Below are 20874 nucleotides of genomic sequence, written 5' to 3'. Positions count from 1 at the left end.
CATTTAAAACTACAGTGCCATCTCTCATAGTATGACAGATTTTTGCAAATAAAACAAGAGGTCAGCCAGAGACTAACACAGATTTATGTGTCATCCCGACTGACCTGTCGTTGTAAGCGCTCATTTTAACAACCGCATTGAAACATCTCACGGATACCCGGCATAAAGCTGTTATATCGCCATTCTTGGCATTTTAGTCCTCCAGCGCCTGACGGATATCCTCGATGATATCATCCACATTCTCAATTCCGACACTCAAACGGATCAGGCTTGGATCAACGCCTGCCTCCCTGAGCTGCTCATCGGAGAGCTGACGGTGAGTATGGCTTGCCGGATGCAGAACGCAGGTTCTCGCATCGGCAACATGGGTTACGATGGCTGCCAGTTTCAGCTTATCCATGAACTCGCCAGCTGCCTGACGACCGCCCTTTAAGCCGAAAGAAATAACGCCGCATGTACCGTTCGGCATATATTTCTGCGCCAGTGCATGGTATTTATCATTTTCAAGTCCCGGATAATTCACCCAGGCCACATCTTCACGACTCTGTAAATACTCGGCGACCTTCTGTGCATTCTCACAGTGGCGCGGCACACGCAGATGCAGTGTCTCCAGACCGATATTCAATAAGAAGGAATTCTGCGGGGACGGGATGGAACCGAGATCACGCATTACCTGTGCGGTTGCCTTGGTGATATAAGCCGCCTTACCGAATTTCTTCGTGTAAATAATGCCGTGGTAAGACTCATCCGGCGTCGTCAGACCCGGGAATTTATCTGCATGTGCCTCCCAGTCAAAGTTGCCACTGTCCACGATGCAGCCGCCGACGGTCATCGCATGTCCATCCATATATTTTGTAGTAGAATGCGTTACAATATCTGCGCCCCACTCGAACGGACGGCAGTTGATCGGAGTTGCAAACGTATTATCTACAATAAATGGAATACCATTTCTGTGTGCAATCCGGGCAAATTTTTCCAGATCCAGCACTACCAGAGCCGGGTTTGCAATCGACTCACCGAATATACACTTTGTGTTCGGGCGGATCGCCTTCTCGATCTCCTCTTCCGGCGCATCCGGGTCAACTAACGTAACATCGACGCCCATTTTTTTCATCGTAACGACAAACAGGTTTGATGTGCCGCCGTATACGGTTGCCGAGCAGACCAGATGATCGCCCGCGCCGCAGATATTAAATACCGCATAAAAGTTTGCCGCCTGTCCGGAGGATGTCAGCATTGCTGCCGCGCCGCCCTCCAACTCACGGATCTTATCTGCGACTGCATCATTGGTCGGGTTTGCCAGACGGGTATAAAAATATCCGTTTTCTTCCAGATCAAAGAGTCTTCCCATCTGCTCACTGGTTGAATACTTAAAGGTCGTGCTCTGGTAGATCGGCAGAATTCTCGGCTCGCCATTTTTCGGCTGCCATCCGCCCTGGATGCACGTTGTTTCCATTGAACGTTTCATTTTTCTTCTCCTTCATATGTTTATTTTTAAATAATTATATAGTAATTGAGCCCATTTTTTAGTACGGCTCTTTTACATCACCATATCAAACAGCGAAAGCTGATTGCTCTCCGGCAGCCCCGTCAGAATTCCCAGCTCTGCCATCAGATCGCACACCGTCTTCGTAACCTTGGTACGGTTGATAAAGTCCTCTTTCGACAAGAACTTTCCGTCCTCCGCCGCAAAAACAATCGCGTCTGCCGCTTTCTCGCCGAGTCCGTCGATACTGCTTAACGACGGCATCAGCTTTCCGTCTATGATCTGGAAATTGCGGGCTTTTGCCCGGTAAATATCGATCGGCATGAACTCAAATCCGCGCGCGTACATTTCCTGTACGATACGCATATCGCGCAGCGTGTCCTGCTCTTTCTTGGAAAGAGAATCCGACCGGCTCTTGTACTCCGCCAGATGGTACTCCAGCTTATCGCGCCCCTGGCACATCAGCTTGTAGGTAAATCCACTCGCACGGATGCTGAAATATGCCGCATAGTACGCCAGCGGGTAAAATACCTTACAGTACGCCACACGCCACGCCATCATAACGTAAGCCGCCGCGTGCGCCTTCGGGAACATATACTTGATTTTCAGGCAGGAATCGATATACCACTGCGGCACATCGTGAGCTTTCATCTCCTCGATCCACTCCGGTTTCAGTCCTTTTCCTTTTCGGACAGACTCCATGATAGTGAAGGAGAGTCCCTCTTCGAGTCCTTTCTGAATCAGATAAATCATAATATCGTCTCGACAACAGATCGCCGTCTGAATCGTCGCCTGTCCGCTCAGGATAAGGTCTTTCGCGTTTCCTAACCATACATCCGTACCGTGGGACAGACCGGAAATCCGCACCAAATCCGAAAAATATTTCGGTTTGGCATCGATCAACATCTGCATCGCGAAGTCTGTACCAAACTCCGGAATGCCAAGCGCCCCGAGCTTACAGCCGCCGAGATCCTCCGGCGTGACACCGAGCGCCTCCGTGTTCTGGAAGAGACTCATGACCTCCTTCGAATCCAGTGGAATATCCTTAACCGGGTCGAGTCCCGTCAAATCCTGCAGCATACGAATCATGGTCGGATCATCGTGTCCGAGAATATCGAGTTTCAACAAGTTGTGGTCGATGGAGTGGTAATCGAAATGCGTCGTGACGGTACGTGTCGTCATATCGTCCGCCGGGTGCTGCACCGGTGTAAACGTGTCAATCTCCTCTCCGAGGGGCAATACGATGATACCGCCCGGATGCTGTCCGGTGGTACGCCGCACGCCGACGCAGCCGGACACGATGCGCTCAATCTCGCACCGGCGCTTACGGATTCCTTTATCCTCATAATAATGCGCCACAAAACCATACGCTGTCTTATCTGCCAGCGTACCGATCGTCCCCGCACGGAAGGTCTGTCCTTTTCCAAAGATGACCTCCGTGTAGCTGTGCGCCCGGCTCTGATATTCACCGGAAAAGTTTAAGTCGATATCCGGCTCCTTATCACCCTTGAATCCCAGGAACGTCTCAAACGGAATGTCGAACCCGTCTTTTTTCAGCGGTTTGCCGCACTTTGGACATATCTTATCCGGCATATCACAGCCCGCCATACCCGAAAACTTTTTTACATCTTCTGAATCAAAATCGTAATAATGGCAACTCGGACAATAGTAGTGCGGACTCAGCGGATTTACCTCCGTGATACCAGACATCGTCGCCGCCAGTGAGGAACCAACGGATCCTCGCGAACCAACCAGATATCCATCCTCATTCGACTTCCAAACCAGTTTCTGCGCGATGATATACATAACGGCAAATCCATTGGAAATGATCGAGTGAAGTTCCCGCTCCAACCGATCGACTACCATCTTCGGCAGCTTATCGCCGTACATATCATGTGCACGGTTGTAGCAGATGGTACGCAGCGTATCATCCGAATTCGGAATAACCGGCGGACACTTGTCCGGGCGTACCGGGGAAATGCGCTCACACATCGCCGCGATCTTGCGCGTGTTTGTGATAACGATCTCCTCCGCCTTATCGCTGCCTAAATATTCAAATTCCCTCAGCATTTCCTCGGTAGTCCGCAAATACAGCGGTGCCTGATCGTCTGCATCCTTAAAGCCCTTGCTCGCCATGATGATACGGCGGTAGACCTCATCCTCCGGATCGAGGAAATGGACATCGCAGGTCGCGCAGACCGGCTTGTTCCACTGTTCGCCAAGTTCAATCACTTTGCGGTTCAGATCCTGCAGATCCTCCCAGGTGTTGACCGAACTTTTCTCATCCCGCAGCATAAATGCGTTGTTTCCAAGCGGCTGCACTTCCAGATAATCGTAGAAATTTGCAATTTTTCCCAGTTCTTCCTCCGGAATCCCGCGCAGGATCGCCTGAAACAGCTCTCCCGCCTCGCACGCCGACCCAAGAATCAGCCCCTCGCGGTGGCTCGCCAGCAGACTCTTCGGAATCCGCGGACGTTTTGCAAAATACGTCAGGTTCGACTGGGAAATCAACCGGTACAGGTTGATTCGCCCGACATCATTCTTCGCCAGAATAATAATATGGTAGGTCGGCATCTTCCGGATCATTTCCGGTGTCATTTTGCTGAGTTCGTTGAGCTGCGTCAGGTTTTCGATATCACGAGCCTTTAACATCTCGATGAACTTGACAAAAATCTCTGCCGTCGCCCCCGCATCATCGACCGCCCGGTGATGGTTTTCGAGGGAAATTTTAAGCTCTTTCGCTACTGTGTCGAGCTTGAAGCGGTTCAGGTTCGGCAGCAGGACACGCGCCAGCGAAACCGTATCGAGAACGGTCGGCTGGAATGTGATTCCCTGCCGTCTCGCGTTTTCTTTGATGAAACTGATATCAAACGACGCGTTGTGCGCGACCATGACTGCACCCTCGCAGAATGCCAGAAACTCCGGCAGAACCTCTTCGATCGTCGGCGCGCTGATTACCATGCCGTCGTTGATGCTTGTCAGCTGTTCAATGTCATAGGGGATTGGCACTTCCGGGTTGACAAATGTGCTGAATTTGTCCACAATCTTTCCATCCGTCACACGCACCGCGCCGATCTCGATGATGCGGTTCTTGATCGGGCTGAAGCCGGTCGTCTCGATATCGAATACAACGCAGGTGTGATCTAACGTCTGTCCTTTCTCATTCTCCGCCAGTTCCTTCATATCATCGACGAGATAGCCCTCAACACCATAGAGGATCTTGAAGTTTTCGCCCTTATCGACCGCATGGTTCGCATCCGGAAACGCCTGCACACAGCCGTGGTCGGTGACAGCGATCGCGTCCATGCCCCACTGTTTGGCACGTTTGATGATATCCTTGACCTCGGAAACACCGTCCATATCGCTCATCTTTGTGTGACAGTGCAGCTCCACTCGCTTGACCGGACTGTTGTCCATCCGCTTGCTGGTGAAATCTTCGCATTTCTTGATGCCGGAAACCGAACCGATCGTCAGCTCGCCATCAAATTTATCAATGTTGGCAACACCCTTGATGCGGACAAACTGTCCCGCCTTGGTCGCCGTCTTCAAATCATCCAGCGTATCCTCCCGTGCAAAGATCTTGACGCCGATTGTATCTGTAAAATCCGTTACCGAAAACATAAACAGTGTGTTGCCGCTGCGAAGCTCCCTTAGCTCGCAGGTCAGGATCTTTCCGCGGATGACAACCTGCCCAACCTCGCCTTCCAACTCCTCGATCGGGCTCGCCTCCTCATCGAAATCGCGCCCAAACAGCACATCCGGATTGTCGGATTTCTTCATATAGCCCGAACGGCGGTACTCGCCGCCCTTGCCAGATCCAGCATTTGCGCTGCCTGCCTGGTTTCTGCCTCCTGCCGGATTCCCCCCGGCTTTCAGCTTACCAACCGGTTTTAAAACAGTCTTTCCCTCGTCAAATGGCAGATCGACACCGCCAGAGGCAGGTTCTGCCCCCGACGGTTCCATATACGCCTCATTGGCACCTGCTGCTCCGGCAGCCACGCCGCTTCCGCCTGCCGCCTGCGGCTTCATGTAGATGATCTCCGGCTCAGTATTCTTCTTCTCAACCGGACGGTAGGAAGTCTTCACAGCCATCGGCACATTGCAGCGCTCGGTGAAGATTTTCTCCAGAATCCGCACCAGTTCCGGTGCCTTATCGCGCACGATCATCGTGTCCTCCAGCGACAGCTTCAGGTATCCTTCTTCTTCAAAATCCATCTCCGCCTTACGGAACATATTATAAAGAAGGATACTGTAATTTTTCAGCTCCATCAAAATGCTGTCCCGGTATACATTCATGAGTTTTTCCGGCGTGTACTGGCTGGACAGATGGTATTTCTCCAAAATCTTGATCGTCACCCGTTTGCCCGGAAACAACTGCTCCTTGATGCCTTTTTCCAGATCGTAGATACTCTGCTTGTGCATCAGGCGCGGGCTGTCGATGTATACGCGGATCACGCTCCGGTCACGGTTCGTCGAGATCTTCTCGATCCCGACCATTTCAAGCAGTCCCCGCACATTTTCCGCAATACGTAAATCTGGAAATACCTCCAGAAATGTTTTCATTCTATCATTCCTTTGCTTTTTTATCTTCCACCATCCGGTCAAGCTCCGCTTTGAGCGCCGGTAAAAGTTCACTCTCCGGCAGTTTTTTCACAATCTCGCCCTTGCGTATCAGAAGTCCTTCGCCGATACCGCCGGCTACCCCGAGATCGGCTTCCTTCGCCTCGCCCGGTCCGTTGACCACGCAGCCCATGACGGCAACCTTGATATCCAGCGGATATCCCTGTACCAGCGTCTCCACCTGGTTTGCCAGACCGATGAGGTCGATCTGCGTGCGTCCGCAGGTCGGACATGAAACAACTTCCACTCCTCCCCGACGAAGGCCCAGCGTCTTCAAAATCAGCTTTGCCGACTTGATCTCCTCCAGCGGGCTGCCTGTCAGGGACACGCGGATCGTATCACCGATTCCCTGACTCAAAATCAGTCCCAGACCGACCGCTGACTTGATATTGCCCGCAATTACAGTTCCCGCCTCTGTGATACCGACATGCAGCGGATAATGAGTCTTTTTTGCAATTAGTTCATGTGCTTTTACACACATCATAACATCCGAAGATTTGATGCTGATAACCAGATTGTCATAACCCATCTGCTCAATCAGGGCAACCTTATCCAGCGCACTCTCAACGAGTCCTTCCGCTGTCACGCCGCCATATTTCTCTACCAATGGCTTTTCCAAAGAACCGCTGTTGACGCCGACACGAATCGGCACGCCATACTCTTTTGCCTTGTCAACCACCGCCTGGATCCGCTCTCTGGAACCGATATTTCCCGGATTGATACGGATTTTGTCCGCGCCGCACTCGATCGCCGCGATCGCGAGACGATAGTCAAAATGAATATCCGCCACCAATGGAATATGTATCTGGCGTTTAATCTCCGTCAGGGCAGCAGCCGCCTCCATTGTCGGCACTGCCACACGGATAATATCGCAGCCCGCGTGCTCCAGCGCCAGAATCTGCTCGACGGTCGCCTTCACATCCTCTGTTTTCGTATTACACATCGACTGGATCAGAATCGGATTGCCGCCGCCGATCTGTCGTTTTCCAATCTGCACCACTTTCGTCTCGTCCCGGTATCCCATATCGTTCCTCCCAAACCATTCTTCTCCGACACAAAATTTCCGGCCTTTTTCGAGCGAATCTTTCATGCCTTTGAATCAAATGAATTAGTAACTGTTCAGTACCTTCACAGTCACGCGCAAAAATCCATCAAAAATTGCCTACGGCAATGGGATTTTTGCCTGCTGGCCCATGTTTTCGTACGGTCAGCGCAGTAAATGCGCAGACCTACTGAACAGTTACATGAATTATTACAATAAATTTCTAATATCATTAAACAATACAAATAACATCAGCGTCATCAACGCCGCCATGCCCGCCATATGGACCATGCCCTCTTTTTCCGGATCAACCGGCTTGCCGCGCAGCATCTCCAGAATGATAAATACAAGCCGTCCGCCGTCCAGCGCCGGAACCGGAAGCAGGTTCATGACACCCAGATTGGCGCTGAGCAGAATACACATATTGGCCAGATTGACAAGCACAATCATAAGTCCGTAGCTCTGGCTCTCCTTGACCGTCGTGCCGATCATCGACACAATCCGCACCGGACCTGCGATATCGTTCGAGCTGACCTGCCGCTTCAGAATCATTCCAAGGCTGCTGAATGTCACACGGATCCAGTAGCGCACTTCGCAGAAGCTATACTGCGCTGTCTGAATCACAGACGCCGGTTTCCGGTAAACGCCGCCGCTGATTCCGATAAGATAGCGTCCCGCCTCCTCGGAATAACGCGGAACCATCTGCGTCGTGTAGGATTTCCCATCCCGCACATACTCCACCGTGACACTCTTTCCCGGATGGAACTGCAGATAGGTCTGCACGTCGCGGTACAGATAGGTGCGCGTGCCATTTAAGCGCTCGATCGTATCGCCCGCCTGCAGCCCCGCCTCCTGTGCCGGATAGCCGTCCTCGACACTGACAACCGATGCCGGGTCAAAGCCCACACAGCTGATCACGAAAAAGGCGCAAAACCACGCCAGAATGAAGTTGAATACGGGCCCTGCCACCACGACTTTAAAACGTGTCCAGGCAGAAACTGCATTAAAATAAGTCCCGGAGGCGCCCGGAGGCAACAGGAGCCGATCCGTTTTTCCATCTGTCAGACTCTGGTTCTGATCGCAGGAACTCCCTTTTTCCGTCTCACCCGGCGCATCATACCCTTCATCTTCCCCCAGCATCATACAAGAACCGCCAAACGGAAGCAGCTTCAGCGAGTACCGCGTCCCGCCTTTCACAAAACTGAAAAGTCTAGGACCCATGCCGAGCGAAAACTCAACGACGCAGATTCCGCCCCGTTTTGCCAATAAAAAATGTCCAAATTCGTGAAACAGCACGATCAGGCTGAATACAATCAGCGCCGCCAGCAAACTTACCAATCTACCACCTGCTCTCTATAAAATCATAGGTTTCCTGTTCTGCTGCCAGAATCTCTTCGACCGTCGGATTCTCTTTCACGGTGTGGTGTTCCATCGCCGCCTCAATCATATCAGTGATGGTCAGATATCCGATCTCGCGATCGAGGAATTTCTGGACTGCCCGCTCATTTGCCGCGTTGAACACGGTCGGAAGCGTGCCGCCGCGCCGTCCGGCTTTGTATGCCAGGGAAAGTCCGTGGAAATTCTCAAAATCCGGCGCTTCAAAGGTAATCTGTGCCAGCTTTGCAAAATCCAGCCGGTCGCCCGCCAGGAAGCGGCGTTCCGGATAATACAGCGCATACTGGATCGGAAGCTTCATATCCGGCGTGCCGAGCTGCGCTATCACCGCGCCGTCCTCGTATTCTACCATTGAATGAATCACACTCTGCGGCTGCACAACCACCTGCACCTGATCCATCTCCACGCCAAAGAGCCATCTTGCCTCCATAACTTCCAGACCTTTGTTTACCATCGTGGAACTGTCGATCGTGATCTTGCGCCCCATCGTCCAGTTCGGATGTTTCAGCGCATCTTCGACCTGAACACCTTTCATCTGCTCTCTCGTCCATCCGCGGAACGGTCCGCCAGACGCTGTCAGGAGAATCTTGTGGATCTTATTTCCCGTCTCACCGTTCAAACTCTGGAAAATCGCGCTGTGCTCGCTGTCCACCGGCAGAATGCGGACATGCTTCTCCTTTGCCAGCGACATAATGATATGCCCGGCCGTTACCAGGGTCTCTTTGTTTGCAAGTGCAATATCTTTTCCAGCATTCATCGCTGCGATCGTCGGGCGGATACCGATCATTCCGACTACCGCTGTCACCACAATCTCCGCACCCAGCTCCGTTGCCACTGCGAGAAGTCCATCCATGCCGCTCTCGACACGGATATCCAGATCGCGCACACGGTCTTTCAGTTCTTTTGCTTTTTCCTCGTTCCAGACCGCCGCGATCTTCGGAGAGAACTCCCGGATCTGTTTCTCCAGAAGATCAATATTGCTTCCAGCCGCCAAAGCCGTTACTTCTATATCTTTATTCGCCCGGACCACTTCCAATGTCTGTGTTCCGATCGATCCGGTTGATCCAAGTATCGCAATTTTTTTCATTTCTTATTCTCCTGTTTCTGTATTTTCATACATGCTTTCGTTTTATCGTAAAAACGTCAGTGCAAAATAAATCGCCGGTGCCGTAAAAATCATGCTGTCGAACCGATCCAGCACGCCGCCGTGTCCCGGAATCAGGTTTCCGTAATCCTTGACATTGTGGTTCCGCTTGATCGCCGACGCCGCCAGATCCCCGATCTGGGAAATGACCGCCGCAATCGCACACGCCACCGCGCATGCCACCATCGGATTGCTGACCTCGTCCATCTTCGCACCGAAGAAATACGCATAAATGCAGCCTAACAGAGCCGATCCGACCACACCGCCGACGGCGCCCTCGATCGATTTTTTCGGGCTTAAAACCGGTGCCAGACGGTGTTTTCCAAGGAGCATTCCCGCGCAGTATGCGCAGGTGTCACAGCCCCAGGAGCTTAAAAAGATCAGCCAAACAAGGTATTTTCCGTCCGCCATTGCCCGCACCTGATACAGGTAGGAAAGCATAATTCCCAGATAAAAAATGCCGAAAAATGCTACTGTAATCTGCTCGGTCCCATATTTCGGAAACGTGAACACGTAAATGCTCATCAGCACCATCAGGGCTGCAATCGCAAGCAGCGTCACATAATGCTGCCCTTCAAACCACACCAGCCCATAATATCCCAGACACGCCAGATACCCGGCGATGCCCGGCGCTTTTTTCTCAATCCCCATAACCCGGTAAAGCTCAAACATACCGATCAGGGAGATCGCGGCGGTCACACAGTACAGAAGGACACCGCCCTTTGTAACCAGTAAAATCGCGAGTGCTACAAGCACAATCCCGCTTATCAGCCTCGTTCTGAACATGGCAACTCCTCCTTATGCCTTGACTCCGCCAAAGCGTCTGTCTCTTTGATTGAACTGCTCAATTGCCTTTATAAGCTCGTCGCGGTTGAAATCCGGCCACAGGCAGTCCGTGATATAAATCTCACTGTAGGCAAGCTGCCACAGCAGATAATTGGACAGGCGGATCTCGCCGCTGGTGCGGATCAGAAGATCCGGATCCGGGATGCCCGCCGTATCTAAATAGGACGCAACGGTCTGCTCTGTCACGTCCTCCGGCACCAGCTTTCCGTCCTGACAGTCCATCATCATATGGCGCACCGCACGCGTAATCTCATCTCTGCCGCCGTAGTTGACTGCGATCACAAAGGTCATGCCCGTGTTTGCCGCCGTCTCGTCTTCCAGACGGTTGATGCCCTCGATGATATCACGGTCAAAGCGCGTGCGGTCGCCGATCATTTTGACTCTTACATTATTTTTCTTGGCAATCTTTAAAAGCCGTTTCAGATAAAAACGGAAGAGCTGCATCAGCGCCCCTACTTCTTCAGCAGAACGTTTCCAGTTTTCCGTTGAAAAACCATATACCGTCAGATAACGGATTCCCAGTCTCGCTGCATCCTCAACCGTCTGTTCAACCGTCACACACCCCTGTTTATGACCTGCGGTTCTCGGGAGACCTCTCTTCTTCGCCCATCTGCCGTTGCCATCCAGAATGAGGGCGACATGCTGCGGAATTACCAGGTTTTCGATGTCCCTTTCCATCCAGTTTTCCTCCATAATATTCCCTTAATAGCCAGAAAACAGGACCAGCCGGCCATCCGCATCTGCAATGCCGGCCAGCCCTGCTTGAGGCAGCCTGATTTTTACATTTAAACTCTATTGTATTTTTATACAGTCATGATCTCAGCTGTTTTTTCTTCTACTGCTTTATCAACCTTTGCGATCATCTTGTCAGTCAGCTTCTGGATCTGATCCTCGCCATCTGCCAGCTCATCCTCGGTGATCTCGCCGCCTTTTTCCAGCTTCTTTAACAGGTCGTTTGCATCACGGCGGATATTGCGGACTGCAACCTTCGCGCCCTCGCCCTTTTTCTTAACATCCTTTGCCAGATCTTTACGGCGTTCCTCAGTAAGCTCCGGGAAAATCAGGCGGACTGCACTTCCATCGTTGTTCGGGTTGATACCCAGATCGGAAGTCAGGATCGCTTTCTCGATGTCCTTAATGAGCTTCTTCTCCCACGGCTGGATCAGAATCATACGCGGCTCCGGTACAGAGATATTTGCCACCTGCTGTAACGGGGTCGGTGCGCCGTAGTAATCTACCTTGATTTTGTCCAGTACATGCGGGTTCGCACGTCCAGCACGAATGGATGTATACTCATTCAGCAGTGCGTCATAGGACTTATTCATCTTCTCTTCGTAAACTTTTAATCTCTCCTGCATAAAATCCTCCTAGTTATGCGGTAACCACTGTACCGTTAATTTTTCCGCGCATTGCATTTACAATTCCGTCTTTTTCATTCAGGCTGAATACTGCCATCGGAACGTGATTTTCCATACACATGATGGAAGCTGTGAGGTCTACGACCGCCAGCTGCTTATCGATCACCTCCTGAATCGTGATCGTATCATACTTCTTTGCATCCGGGTTGATCTTCGGATCGCTGTCATAGACGCCGTCGATCGCCTTGGCCAGAAGAATGCAGTCTGCATCCATCTCAATCGCACGCAGCGCTACGCCGGTATCAGTTGAGAAATACGGATGGCCTGTACCACCTGCAAAAAATACGACCATACCCTTTGAGAAATATTTATTGGCTCTGTCCTTTGAAAACAGCTTCGTCATGGAACCGCACTCAAATGGTGTCAGAATCTGTGTCATCATACCCTCGCTCCGGAAGATCTCCGACACGTAAATACAGTTCATGACCGTTGCCAGCATTCCGATCTGATCCGCCTTGGTCCGATCGATTGCATTGCTCTGGCGGCCTCTCCAGAAGTTTCCGCCGCCGATCACGATACCTACTTCGATTCCGTCATCGACCGCCGTCTTAACCTGTCTGGCTACTTCCTTGACCGTTGCTTCATCAAACCCGGTTTTCTTGTCGCCTGCCAGCGCTTCTCCGCTCAGCTTCAGTAATACCCGCTTTAATTCCATAATTCGGTTCTCCCTGTCTATATGTACGTTCTGATGTACATTTTATCTGTGATGACCGTAAAAAGCTGCGTCACCTTATCAAAGATATTCTACCACAAAAAATCCGAATGTGCGATAGAATTTTCGTAAATCCTGTGCATCCTTTCATCATTTTCCCCAAACGCCTTTCTGTATACGGATTCTTCGCCCTATTTTTCATTTTTTCTCGAATTTTAGCGCCCGTTTTACTTTTTTTCTATTTCACCTTTTCCCGCCGCTCTCATTCTGCCCCCAGTTTCTCATTATTTATCTGCACTTATCCTCTGCAATCTTTTTCTGTGCATTATTTAACAGCCTTCCTAGGTGCAATCCATGTATGTGCATTGTTTTATTGGATATGCATTTTATAACATTGCAAATTTGAATCATTATATTGTTTGATAAAAATCAATTTCCAGCTACAATAGTTATATCAGTTGTAATTATTTATTATCTCTGAAATAACAATAACGCATGATTCTTTCGGATCGGGGAGGCACTTGAAAAATATGACAGCAATCGATCAAAAACAAATTAACAAGCAGCAGACAAACCGTTATGAAAAATATTACCGTCAGATAGGTCTCAACATCGCTTATTACCGCAAACTCCGCGGCATGAGCCAGATGGCTTTAGCAGAGGCGACCGATTTAAGCCGGACTCATATATCCAACATCGAGGCACCGAACATGAAAACGAGTCTTTCCTTAGAGAGTCTCTTTGATATTGCAGGTGTTCTGCAGGTTGCACCGCGCGCCCTGCTCGATTTCCGTGATGAGAAACCGCAGGATTTTCATGAATAAATCATGATAGAGCACGTAGATTCATGAATTTCTTTAAAGCATGACATTTTAGGGTTCCAAAGATAAATTGGAACCCTTTTTGTGGTATTCAAAAGTAAAAAATCAAAATTATGGTGAGCATTTTCCACCTATTTATTCGTCTTCCGGTTAATAAACTCCGTCCTCGTCTTCGAGTAGATAAATTTCTGACTCGCATACAGGCTGTAATAACCAGAGAAACTAAAGCTGACTGCAATCACCAGCACGAAAAACGGCATCGCCTCATAGCCAAAAAGCTCAAAGCCCAGCAGAAGCGTTGAGATCGGGCAGTTTGTGACTCCCACAAAGAGTCCCAGCATACCGCAGGCGGTCATAAGACCGACCGGCTGTCCAAAGAGAAATGCAAAGAAACTGCCAAACGCCGCACCGATCGTCAGGGTCGGCACGATCTCGCCTCCCTTGAAGCCTGCCTCCAGCGTAACCGTCGTAAAGAGAATTTTCATCAGGAAATCCCATGGAAGTCCCTCGCCCTCGAAACATTTTTCAATCAGGGAGACGCCGCTTCCGTTGTAGCGGGTCGAACCGGTCAGAAGCGTCAAAACAATCACAATCGCCGCGCCGGATAGAATCCGCCAGACCGGCGATGGAAGATATTTTTTGTAGAGATGTTCCGTTGTGTGAAGCGTGATGCAGAAAAGCTCCGACACCAGCGCGCAGCCAGCCGCCAGACCGACAGCCACGATCGCTGTTTCAATACTCCACGCAGGAACCGCACCAATCGCAAACTGCTCCGGCATCAGTCCCCAGAACCTCGCCAGCGCCGCCGCCGTAAAGGCAGAAAAGACACATGGAACCAGCGCTGCATAGTACATAACGCCGATGCTGATAACCTCCATCGAAAAGATCGCCGCCGCCATCGGTGTGCCAAACAAGGCGGCAAACACACCGCTCATGCCGCACATGACCGCAATTTTCTTATCTTTCTCATCAAATTTCAGCCATTTTCCGATCTGGGTTCCGATGCTTCCTCCCATCTGCAGCGCCGCGCCCTCCCGTCCGGCAGAACCACCGCCCAGGTGCGTCAGAAGTGTTCCTGCAAAGACTGCCGGGGCAGTCGCAAAACTGATCTCTGTGTTCGAATAGATCGATTCGATCACCATATTTGTGCCCCGGTTATTACTCTCTCCCAGCACATGGTAAACACCCAGAACCAGAAGACCGGTAAGCGGCAGCAGAAAGACCATCCACGGGTGGCTTTGAAAGAATGCCGACACCCATAGGACACATTTTCCAAATGCCGTGCCGATGCAGCCGCTCACAATTCCAATCACAATCGCGCCTTCCACCCATTTTATAAAATAGGAAATATTTTTTAACACCGGCTCATATTTCTCCCGCTTCATTTCAACTCTCCCCTGTCTGCTCTATCCACACTGCTTTTCATTTCCATCTTAGACATCATAGATATTTTTGGATTTTACCAGCTTCGGACGGTAGCCTGCTTCCTTGAGTGCTTCCACTATCTTATTCTTGTGATCCGTACCAAACGCCTCAACGGTGATCCGCAGCTCCACTGCTGCGTTGCGGTTGATGCTGACAAACTGGTTGTGCTCCAGTTTGATGACATTGCCCTGCTCCGCTGCCATCAGATTTGCAACCTTTGCAAGCTCTCCTGGCTTATCCGGCAGCAGTACCGATACGGTAAATACGCGGTCTCTCTGGATCAGACCATGCTGTACGATGGATGCCATTGTGATCACGTCCATGTTGCCGCCGCTCAGGATGGATACGACTTTTTTCTTCTTCACATTCAGGTGTTTCAAAGCAGCCACAGTCAGAAGACCGGAGTTCTCAACGATCATCTTGTGGTTTTCTACCATATCAAGGAATGCCACGATCAGCTCGGAATCCCCGATGGTGATGATATCATCCACATTGATCTGGATGTACGGGAACAGCAGATCGCCCGGGCGTTTAACGGCAGTACCATCCGCGATTGTGTTGACGCTCGGGAGAGTCACTACTTTTCCTTCTTTCAGGGATTCCTGCATACAGTTTGCGCCTGCCGGTTCTACACCGATCACTTTGATCTTCGGATTCAGCAGTTTTGCCAGCGTTGCAACACCGGTACAGAGTCCGCCGCCGCCAATCGGAACCAGAATATAATCAACAGTCGGAAGCTCTTTGATGATCTCCATGGCGATGGTTCCCTGACCGGTGGCTACGTCCAGATCGTTGAAGGGATGGATAAAGGTATATCCGTGCTCCGCTGCCAGCTCATTTGCATATGCCAGCGCCTCATCGAATACATCGCCGTGAAGAACCACCTCTGCGCCATAGCTTCTGGTACGGTTTACCTTCATGAGCGGCGTGGTCGTCGGCATAACAACCGTTGCCTTGCAGCCAGCCAGTTTTGCCGCGTATGCAACGCCCTGTGCATGGTTTCCAGCCGATGCGGTGATCAGACCGCGCTGTTTCTCCTCATCACTCAGGGTGCTGATCTTATAAAATGCACCTCTTACCTTGTAAGCACCTGTATACTGCATATTTTCCGGTTTTAAATATACTTTATTGCCGGTCAAATTCGAAAAATATTCACTGTAAACCAGTTTTGTCTCGGAAATAACCTTGCTGACAACCTCAGTTGCTTCTTCGAATTTCTCCAGCGTCAATCCCTGCGGCTCATCCTGTACTGCCTCTGCTGTCTCTTCCTTTATTGTCTCACTCATTGTCTTTCCTCCATTTATCCGTATTTCTCAGAATGCGCCCTGCTTTTGCCGGTTCTCTGACCAGACAGTCTGCCGGGTGTATCCTCTCTATCTGAATCTACGGCTTAAGCAGATTTGTTCTCCGCCAAACCAGTTTCAGCCGTGGCATGCTCAGCTATTTTTAGCTTTATTCATTCTCTGTCAATGCTTCATTTCTCTTAAACAGTGCATTGACGAAATCATTCGCATCGAATTTCTGTAAATCGTCAATCTTCTCGCCGATTCCGACGTACTTAACCGGAATACCAAGCTCGGACTGGATCGCAACCGCGATACCGCCCTTTGCCGTGCCATCCAGCTTCGTCAGGATGATGCCGGTGATATCCGCCACCTCCATAAACTGTTTTGCCTGTGCAAGCGCGTTCTGACCGGTGGTTCCGTCAAGGACAACCAATGTCTCACGGTAGGCGTCCGGATATTCTTTGTCGATGATCCGGTTGATCTTCTTTAGCTCTTCCATCAGGTTTTTCTTGTTATGCAGACGACCTGCCGTGTCGCAGATCAGCACATCGGCATTTCTTGATTTTGCCGCCGCGATCGCATCGTAGATAACAGCTGCCGGATCAGAACCTTCCTGCTGGGCGATCAGATCAACGCCCGCGCGTCCTGCCCACTCCGTCAGCTGCTCAATCGCTGCCGCACGGAATGTATCCGCCGCCGCCAGAATGACCTTCTTGCCCTGATCCTTTAACTGACCTGCCAGCTTGCCGACCGAGGTCGTCTTGCCGACGCCGTTGACGCCGATCACCAGCACAACCGACTTGCGGTTCTCAAATTCGTAAGCATTTTCGCCCAGATCCATCTGCTCTTTGATGCTGGCAATCAGAAGATCCTTGCACTCTGCCGGATCCTTGATGTGGTTTTCTTTTACCTTTTTCCGGAGATCCTCGACGATCGCCATCGTCGTCTGGATACCCAGATCGCCCATGATAAGCGTTTCTTCGATCTCCTCGTAGAAATCATCATCGATCGCGGAAAAACCGCTGAATACGGAATCAATTCCGCTTACGATGGAATCTCTCGTCTTCGTCAGCCCTTCTACCAGACGGCTGAAAAAACCCCTTTTCTTCTCTCCCATGCCTGCGCCTCCCTTTCTATTTCTGCTCTCTTTTTTGCAATTATAATTCTGCTTTTTTCTCTTCCCGCTCCATCTGCGCCTCGATCAGGCTGACCGATACCAGCGTGGACACACCTTTTTCCTGCATCGTGATACCGTACAGGCGGTCTGCCGACACCATCGTGCCTCTTCGGTGGGTGATGACAATAAACTGCGTGTAGCGCGTCAGCTTATGCAGGTACCCGGCAAACCGGTCTACGTTGGAATCGTCGAGTGCCGCCTCAATCTCATCAAGCAGGCAGAATGGCGACGGTTTTAAGTTCTGAATTGCAAAAAGCAGCGCGATCGCCGTCAATGCTTTCTCCCCACCGGAGAGCTGCATCATATTCTGCAGTTTTTTGCCCGGCGGCTGTGAAATAATCTGGATGCCTGCCTCCAGAATATCTTCTTCCTGCGACAGCTCCAGCGTACCCGTTCCGCCTCCGAATAATTCCTTAAATACTTTATCAAACTCGCGGCGGATCTCACCAAATTTTTCCCTGAACTGACGCCGCATTCCTTCATCGAGCTCCTCGATAATTTTTTCCAGCGCCGCCTGTGCCGCTACCAGATCTTCATGCTGGTTTTTCATAAATTCGTAGCGACCGGATATCTCCTTGTAGTCCTCGATCGCGTTGACATTGACATTCCCAAGGGCGCGGATCTCCATCTTTTTCCCATTGATCGACCGCTTCATTTCTGGAATCGAGGTCAACTCTTCCTTCCGCAGCTCTTCCGCGCGCGAATACGTAAGCTCATACTCACTCCACATATAATCGACCTGCGACTCCAGGCGCTCATTCAGGCGTTCTCTCTGATTCTGGAGACGGAAGTTCTCGCGGTCTAAAAGCTGGAGACGTTCGTTCAGCTCTTCCTTTTTATCAAAGAAAGTTTTCTGCCGCCCCGCCTTTTCTTCCTTCTCACGCTGCTTGTTCTGGATTACCAGTTCCATCTGCGTCCGCTTGTCCCCGGACGCCTGTATCTCGGCTTCCAGCGCTGCAATCTCTCGCTCTCTGGCAGCGATCGTCTCGCTGCTGTCCGCGTGACCGCCGGAAAGTTTCTCTTTCTCTGCCCGGAGACGTTCCTGCTCCTGCAATACACGGCGCAGATTTTCCTCGATAAACGCGCCTTTCTGCTCCGCCTGGGAATACCCAAGCTGTATCTCCGAAAGGGCTGCCGCCGCTTCCCCACGCTGCTTTTTCGCCGTATCAAGACCCGTCTGCTGCTCTTCCACGTACTGGTTCTTCTCATTGCTTAGCGTTTCAAGCTTCGTCTCTTCGGTCTGCAGCTCCCGCAGCGCCCCGCGCAGATCGCCTACCTGCAGTTCGAGTTCCTGATTTTCTGAAGACAGATCCTGCGAGGAATCTGCAATCTCCTGCCGTCTCGCCTCTAACTGGCAGATCGTCAGTTCCAACGTATTCTGCTGGATCTGCATCTGCTGGCGCCTCTCCTGGACGGATGCCAGTGTTCTCTTCGCTTCCGTCAGCCTGCGCCCTGTCTCTGCCAGCTCCTTCTGTACCGCTTCCACCTGTTCCAATGCCTTTTTGCAGGCAGCTTCCAGTTCTTCGATCTCACGGCGGCGTCCCAGCAGATTGCTGCTGTTCTTGAATGCACCACCGGTCATCGAACCGCCAGGGCTTAAAAGCTCGCCGTCCAGCGTCACGATCCGGAGAGAATACCGGTATTTCTTTGCCAGCGCAATCGCATGATCGATCTGATCCACCACGACCACGCGTCCCAGCAGATAGGACACCAGCCCGCTGTATTTCTCATCCGCAGAGACCAGTTCGCTTGCCAGTCCAAGAACCCCCATTTCTTTCAGCGCCCCCGGCTGTCCAAAACTCTGGCGACGTTCCATGCTGGTCAGCGGCAGAAACGTCGCACGGCCATACCGGTTCTTTTTCAGATGTTCAATCAGGCGTTTCGCCGTCTCCTCTGAATCCGTCACAATGTTCTGGATGCTGCCGCCAAGTGCCGTCTCGATCGCCGTCTCATATTTCTTCGTCGTGCTGATCAAATCCGCCACAACGCCATGAATACCCGGAACGCAGTTCCTGACTTCCATCACGCGGCGGATACTGCCGCCGTAGCCCTCGTAGCGCTCCGCCAGATTCCGCATCGATTCCAGCTTTGTCCGGTTCGTGTGGTAATCCTGCTGAAGGCTCGAAAGTTTCTGGTTCAGGCGGCGTTCCTGTTCTTCCTCCGTGCGCGTCTGCTCCTGCAGCGATTTTTCCTGCGCCGAAAACGCTTCCAGACATTCCCGCACCTTCCCTAATTTGGCTTCTTCTTCTTTTTTCTGCTCTTCCTGAACCGACTCATCGCTCTTGAATTTCAAAAGCTTCTGCGTCACTTCCGCCCGGCGCACATCCGCCTGCTCCAGCATCGTCTCATAGCGCTGACGGCGGGCGGCAAGTTCCGCTTTCTGGTTCAGAGCGTCCATGATCTCGGCTTTTGCCGTCTCGATCAAGGTTTCCGTCCGGCTGACCGCCTCGTCCATCGAACGGACTGCTGCCTCCGCCTCCTGCTGTTTTGCTTCGATCGTCTGCACCGATGCATTTAATGCCTGTTTTTCAGACTCATATTCCGCCTGTTCTTCCTCTTTCTGATGCATTTCGCCGTCGATCGACGCCATCCGGCTACGGATATGTTCTTCGTTCATCTGCTCCGTCCGGATCTGCTCTCTGAGAACTCCGATCCGTCCGGTCTTCTCCTGGCGTTCCAGGTCTTCCCGGCTGCACGCCTCACGATCCGCGGCAATCGCCGCATCCAGCGCATCCAGCTCGGTTCCGAGCAATTCGTACTCCGATTTCAGTGTCTCCGATTCCGCCCGCACACTCTCCTGATCGCCGGTCAGAATCATCTCCTTCTGCTCCACTTCCCGGATCTGGCGCTTCAATTCCTCCGATTCTGCCAAAAACAGGTTGGCGTCCAGGCAGCGCAGCTCTTCCCGCAGACGCAGATACTCCTTCGCCTCCTCCGACTGCCGTTCCAACGGTCCTACCTGTTTTTCCAGCTCGGACAAAATATCCGTCACGCGGATCAGGTTCTGTTTTTCATCTTCCAGCTTCTTCTGTGCGATCGCCTTGCGCCGCTTGAATTTCACGATTCCAGCCGCCTCGTCAAACAGCTCGCGCCGTTCCTCCGGCCGCCCGCTTAAAATCTGATCAATCTGCCCCTGTCCGATGATGGAATATCCCTCTTTACCGATACCCGTATCGTAAAAGAGCTCGTTGATATCTTTTAGACGGCAGCTCGTTCCATTAATCTTATATTCACTCTCACCAGAACGGTAAAGACGTCTTGAAACCGTGACTTCATCGTACTCAATCGGAAGTTTGTGATCGGCATTATCCAGTGTGATCGCCACGTAGGCAAATCCTTGCGGTTTTCGAAGCTCCGTACCAGCAAAAATAACGTCCTGCATCGTGCCGCCGCGCAGCTGCCTGCTTCTCTGCTCACCGAGCACCCAGCGCACTGCATCGGCGACATTGCTCTTGCCGCTGCCGTTTGGCCCGACGATGCCCGTGATTCCGTTGTGGAACTCAAACAGAATTTTATTGGCAAATGACTTAAAACCCTGTATCTCAATACTCTTTAAATACAT

14 protein-coding genes are annotated in these 20874 nt (G+C 51.4%); 1 reads left to right on the top strand and 13 read right to left on the bottom strand.

Features of this window, described 5'->3' with window-relative positions:
* Positions 1–193 precede the first annotated feature (193 nt).
* The 9 genes from DXB70_RS05145 to pyrH form a co-directional block, all read right to left on the bottom strand.
* The gene (locus DXB70_RS05145; protein ID WP_117795288.1) at positions 194–1468 is read right to left on the bottom strand and encodes an aminotransferase class I/II-fold pyridoxal phosphate-dependent enzyme; all 1275 of its coding nucleotides are present in this window, start codon (positions 1466–1468) and stop codon (positions 194–196) included.
* Positions 1469–1540: 72 nt separating this feature from the next.
* Complete coding sequence (locus DXB70_RS05140) at positions 1541–6049, bottom strand: PolC-type DNA polymerase III (protein ID WP_118672799.1); 4509 nt, start codon at positions 6047–6049, stop codon at positions 1541–1543.
* A 4-nt stretch (positions 6050–6053) separates the two neighbouring features.
* Positions 6054–7130, bottom strand: a complete 1077-nt coding sequence (gene ispG, locus DXB70_RS05135; protein ID WP_106999778.1) for a flavodoxin-dependent (E)-4-hydroxy-3-methylbut-2-enyl-diphosphate synthase — start codon at positions 7128–7130, stop codon at positions 6054–6056.
* Between the two features lie 228 nt (positions 7131–7358).
* Complete coding sequence (gene rseP / locus DXB70_RS05130) at positions 7359–8486, bottom strand: RIP metalloprotease RseP (protein WP_118672798.1); 1128 nt, start codon at positions 8484–8486, stop codon at positions 7359–7361.
* Between the two features lies 1 nt (position 8487).
* Positions 8488–9630 carry a 1-deoxy-D-xylulose-5-phosphate reductoisomerase gene (locus DXB70_RS05125; protein ID WP_022360463.1) on the bottom strand — a complete coding sequence of 381 codons (1143 nt, stop codon included), beginning with the start codon at positions 9628–9630 and terminating at the stop codon, positions 8488–8490.
* 42 nt (positions 9631–9672) lie between these two features.
* Complete coding sequence (locus DXB70_RS05120; RefSeq protein ID WP_106999776.1) at positions 9673–10473, bottom strand: phosphatidate cytidylyltransferase; 801 nt, start codon at positions 10471–10473, stop codon at positions 9673–9675.
* 12 nt (positions 10474–10485) lie between these two features.
* Positions 10486–11211 carry an isoprenyl transferase gene (locus DXB70_RS05115; RefSeq protein ID WP_118672797.1) on the bottom strand — a complete coding sequence of 242 codons (726 nt, stop codon included), beginning with the start codon at positions 11209–11211 and terminating at the stop codon, positions 10486–10488.
* A gap of 125 nt (positions 11212–11336) precedes the next feature.
* Complete coding sequence (gene frr / locus DXB70_RS05110; RefSeq protein WP_022360460.1) at positions 11337–11891, bottom strand: ribosome recycling factor; 555 nt, start codon at positions 11889–11891, stop codon at positions 11337–11339.
* A 13-nt stretch (positions 11892–11904) separates the two neighbouring features.
* Positions 11905–12606: a UMP kinase gene (pyrH, locus tag DXB70_RS05105; RefSeq protein ID WP_106999774.1), complete on the bottom strand. Its 702-nt coding sequence runs from the start codon at positions 12604–12606 to the stop codon at positions 11905–11907.
* A 527-nt stretch (positions 12607–13133) separates the two neighbouring features.
* Between pyrH and DXB70_RS05100 the strand changes: the two genes are divergently transcribed.
* Entirely contained in the window at positions 13134–13427 is a 294-nt protein-coding gene (locus DXB70_RS05100; protein WP_022360458.1) for a helix-turn-helix transcriptional regulator, read from the top strand.
* 128 nt (positions 13428–13555) lie between these two features.
* Here the strand turns inward: DXB70_RS05100 and DXB70_RS05095 are convergent, their stop codons facing one another.
* The 4 genes from DXB70_RS05095 to smc all read right to left on the bottom strand — a co-directional run bounded on the left by DXB70_RS05095 (position 13556) and on the right by smc (position 20874).
* The gene (locus DXB70_RS05095) at positions 13556–14809 is read right to left on the bottom strand and encodes a chloride channel protein (protein WP_118467603.1); all 1254 of its coding nucleotides are present in this window, start codon (positions 14807–14809) and stop codon (positions 13556–13558) included.
* 48 nt (positions 14810–14857) lie between these two features.
* Positions 14858–16135, bottom strand: coding sequence for a threonine ammonia-lyase (gene ilvA / locus DXB70_RS05090; RefSeq protein ID WP_118672796.1), 1278 nt, complete (start codon positions 16133–16135; stop codon positions 14858–14860).
* A 166-nt stretch (positions 16136–16301) separates the two neighbouring features.
* Positions 16302–17252: a signal recognition particle-docking protein FtsY gene (gene ftsY / locus DXB70_RS05085; protein ID WP_118672795.1), complete on the bottom strand. Its 951-nt coding sequence runs from the start codon at positions 17250–17252 to the stop codon at positions 16302–16304.
* 40 nt (positions 17253–17292) lie between these two features.
* Positions 17293–20874, bottom strand: a complete 3582-nt coding sequence (gene smc / locus DXB70_RS05080; protein WP_118672794.1) for a chromosome segregation protein SMC — start codon at positions 20872–20874, stop codon at positions 17293–17295.

Source organism: Clostridium sp. OM05-5BH (genome assembly GCF_003481505.1).
GTDB classification, from domain to species: Bacteria; Bacillota; Clostridia; order Lachnospirales; family Lachnospiraceae; genus Otoolea; species Otoolea fessa.
This window is presented reverse-complemented; position numbering and strand designations above follow the sequence as displayed.

Bases quoted from the DNA above. Each gene is read 5' to 3' on its own strand.
- DXB70_RS05145 (WP_117795288.1), bottom strand. From the start codon at position 1,468: ATGAAACGTTCAATGGAAACAACGTGCATCCAGGGCGGATGGCAGCCG.
- DXB70_RS05140 (WP_118672799.1), bottom strand. From the start codon at position 6,049: ATGAAAACATTTCTGGAGGTATTTCCAGATTTACGTATTGCGGAAAAT.
- ispG (WP_106999778.1), bottom strand. From the start codon at position 7,130: ATGGGATACCGGGACGAGACGAAAGTGGTGCAGATTGGAAAACGACAG.
- DXB70_RS05125 (WP_022360463.1), bottom strand. From the start codon at position 9,630: ATGAAAAAAATTGCGATACTTGGATCAACCGGATCGATCGGAACACAG.
- DXB70_RS05120 (WP_106999776.1), bottom strand. From the start codon at position 10,473: ATGTTCAGAACGAGGCTGATAAGCGGGATTGTGCTTGTAGCACTCGCG.
- DXB70_RS05115 (WP_118672797.1), bottom strand. From the start codon at position 11,211: ATGGAAAGGGACATCGAAAACCTGGTAATTCCGCAGCATGTCGCCCTC.
- frr (WP_022360460.1), bottom strand. From the start codon at position 11,891: ATGCAGGAGAGATTAAAAGTTTACGAAGAGAAGATGAATAAGTCCTAT.
- pyrH (WP_106999774.1), bottom strand. From the start codon at position 12,606: ATGGAATTAAAGCGGGTATTACTGAAGCTGAGCGGAGAAGCGCTGGCA.
- DXB70_RS05100 (WP_022360458.1), top strand. From the start codon at position 13,134: ATGACAGCAATCGATCAAAAACAAATTAACAAGCAGCAGACAAACCGT.
- DXB70_RS05095 (WP_118467603.1), bottom strand. From the start codon at position 14,809: ATGAAGCGGGAGAAATATGAGCCGGTGTTAAAAAATATTTCCTATTTT.
- ilvA (WP_118672796.1), bottom strand. From the start codon at position 16,135: ATGAGTGAGACAATAAAGGAAGAGACAGCAGAGGCAGTACAGGATGAG.
- ftsY (WP_118672795.1), bottom strand. From the start codon at position 17,252: ATGGGAGAGAAGAAAAGGGGTTTTTTCAGCCGTCTGGTAGAAGGGCTG.
- smc (WP_118672794.1), bottom strand. From the start codon at position 20,874: ATGTATTTAAAGAGTATTGAGATACAGGGTTTTAAGTCATTTGCCAAT.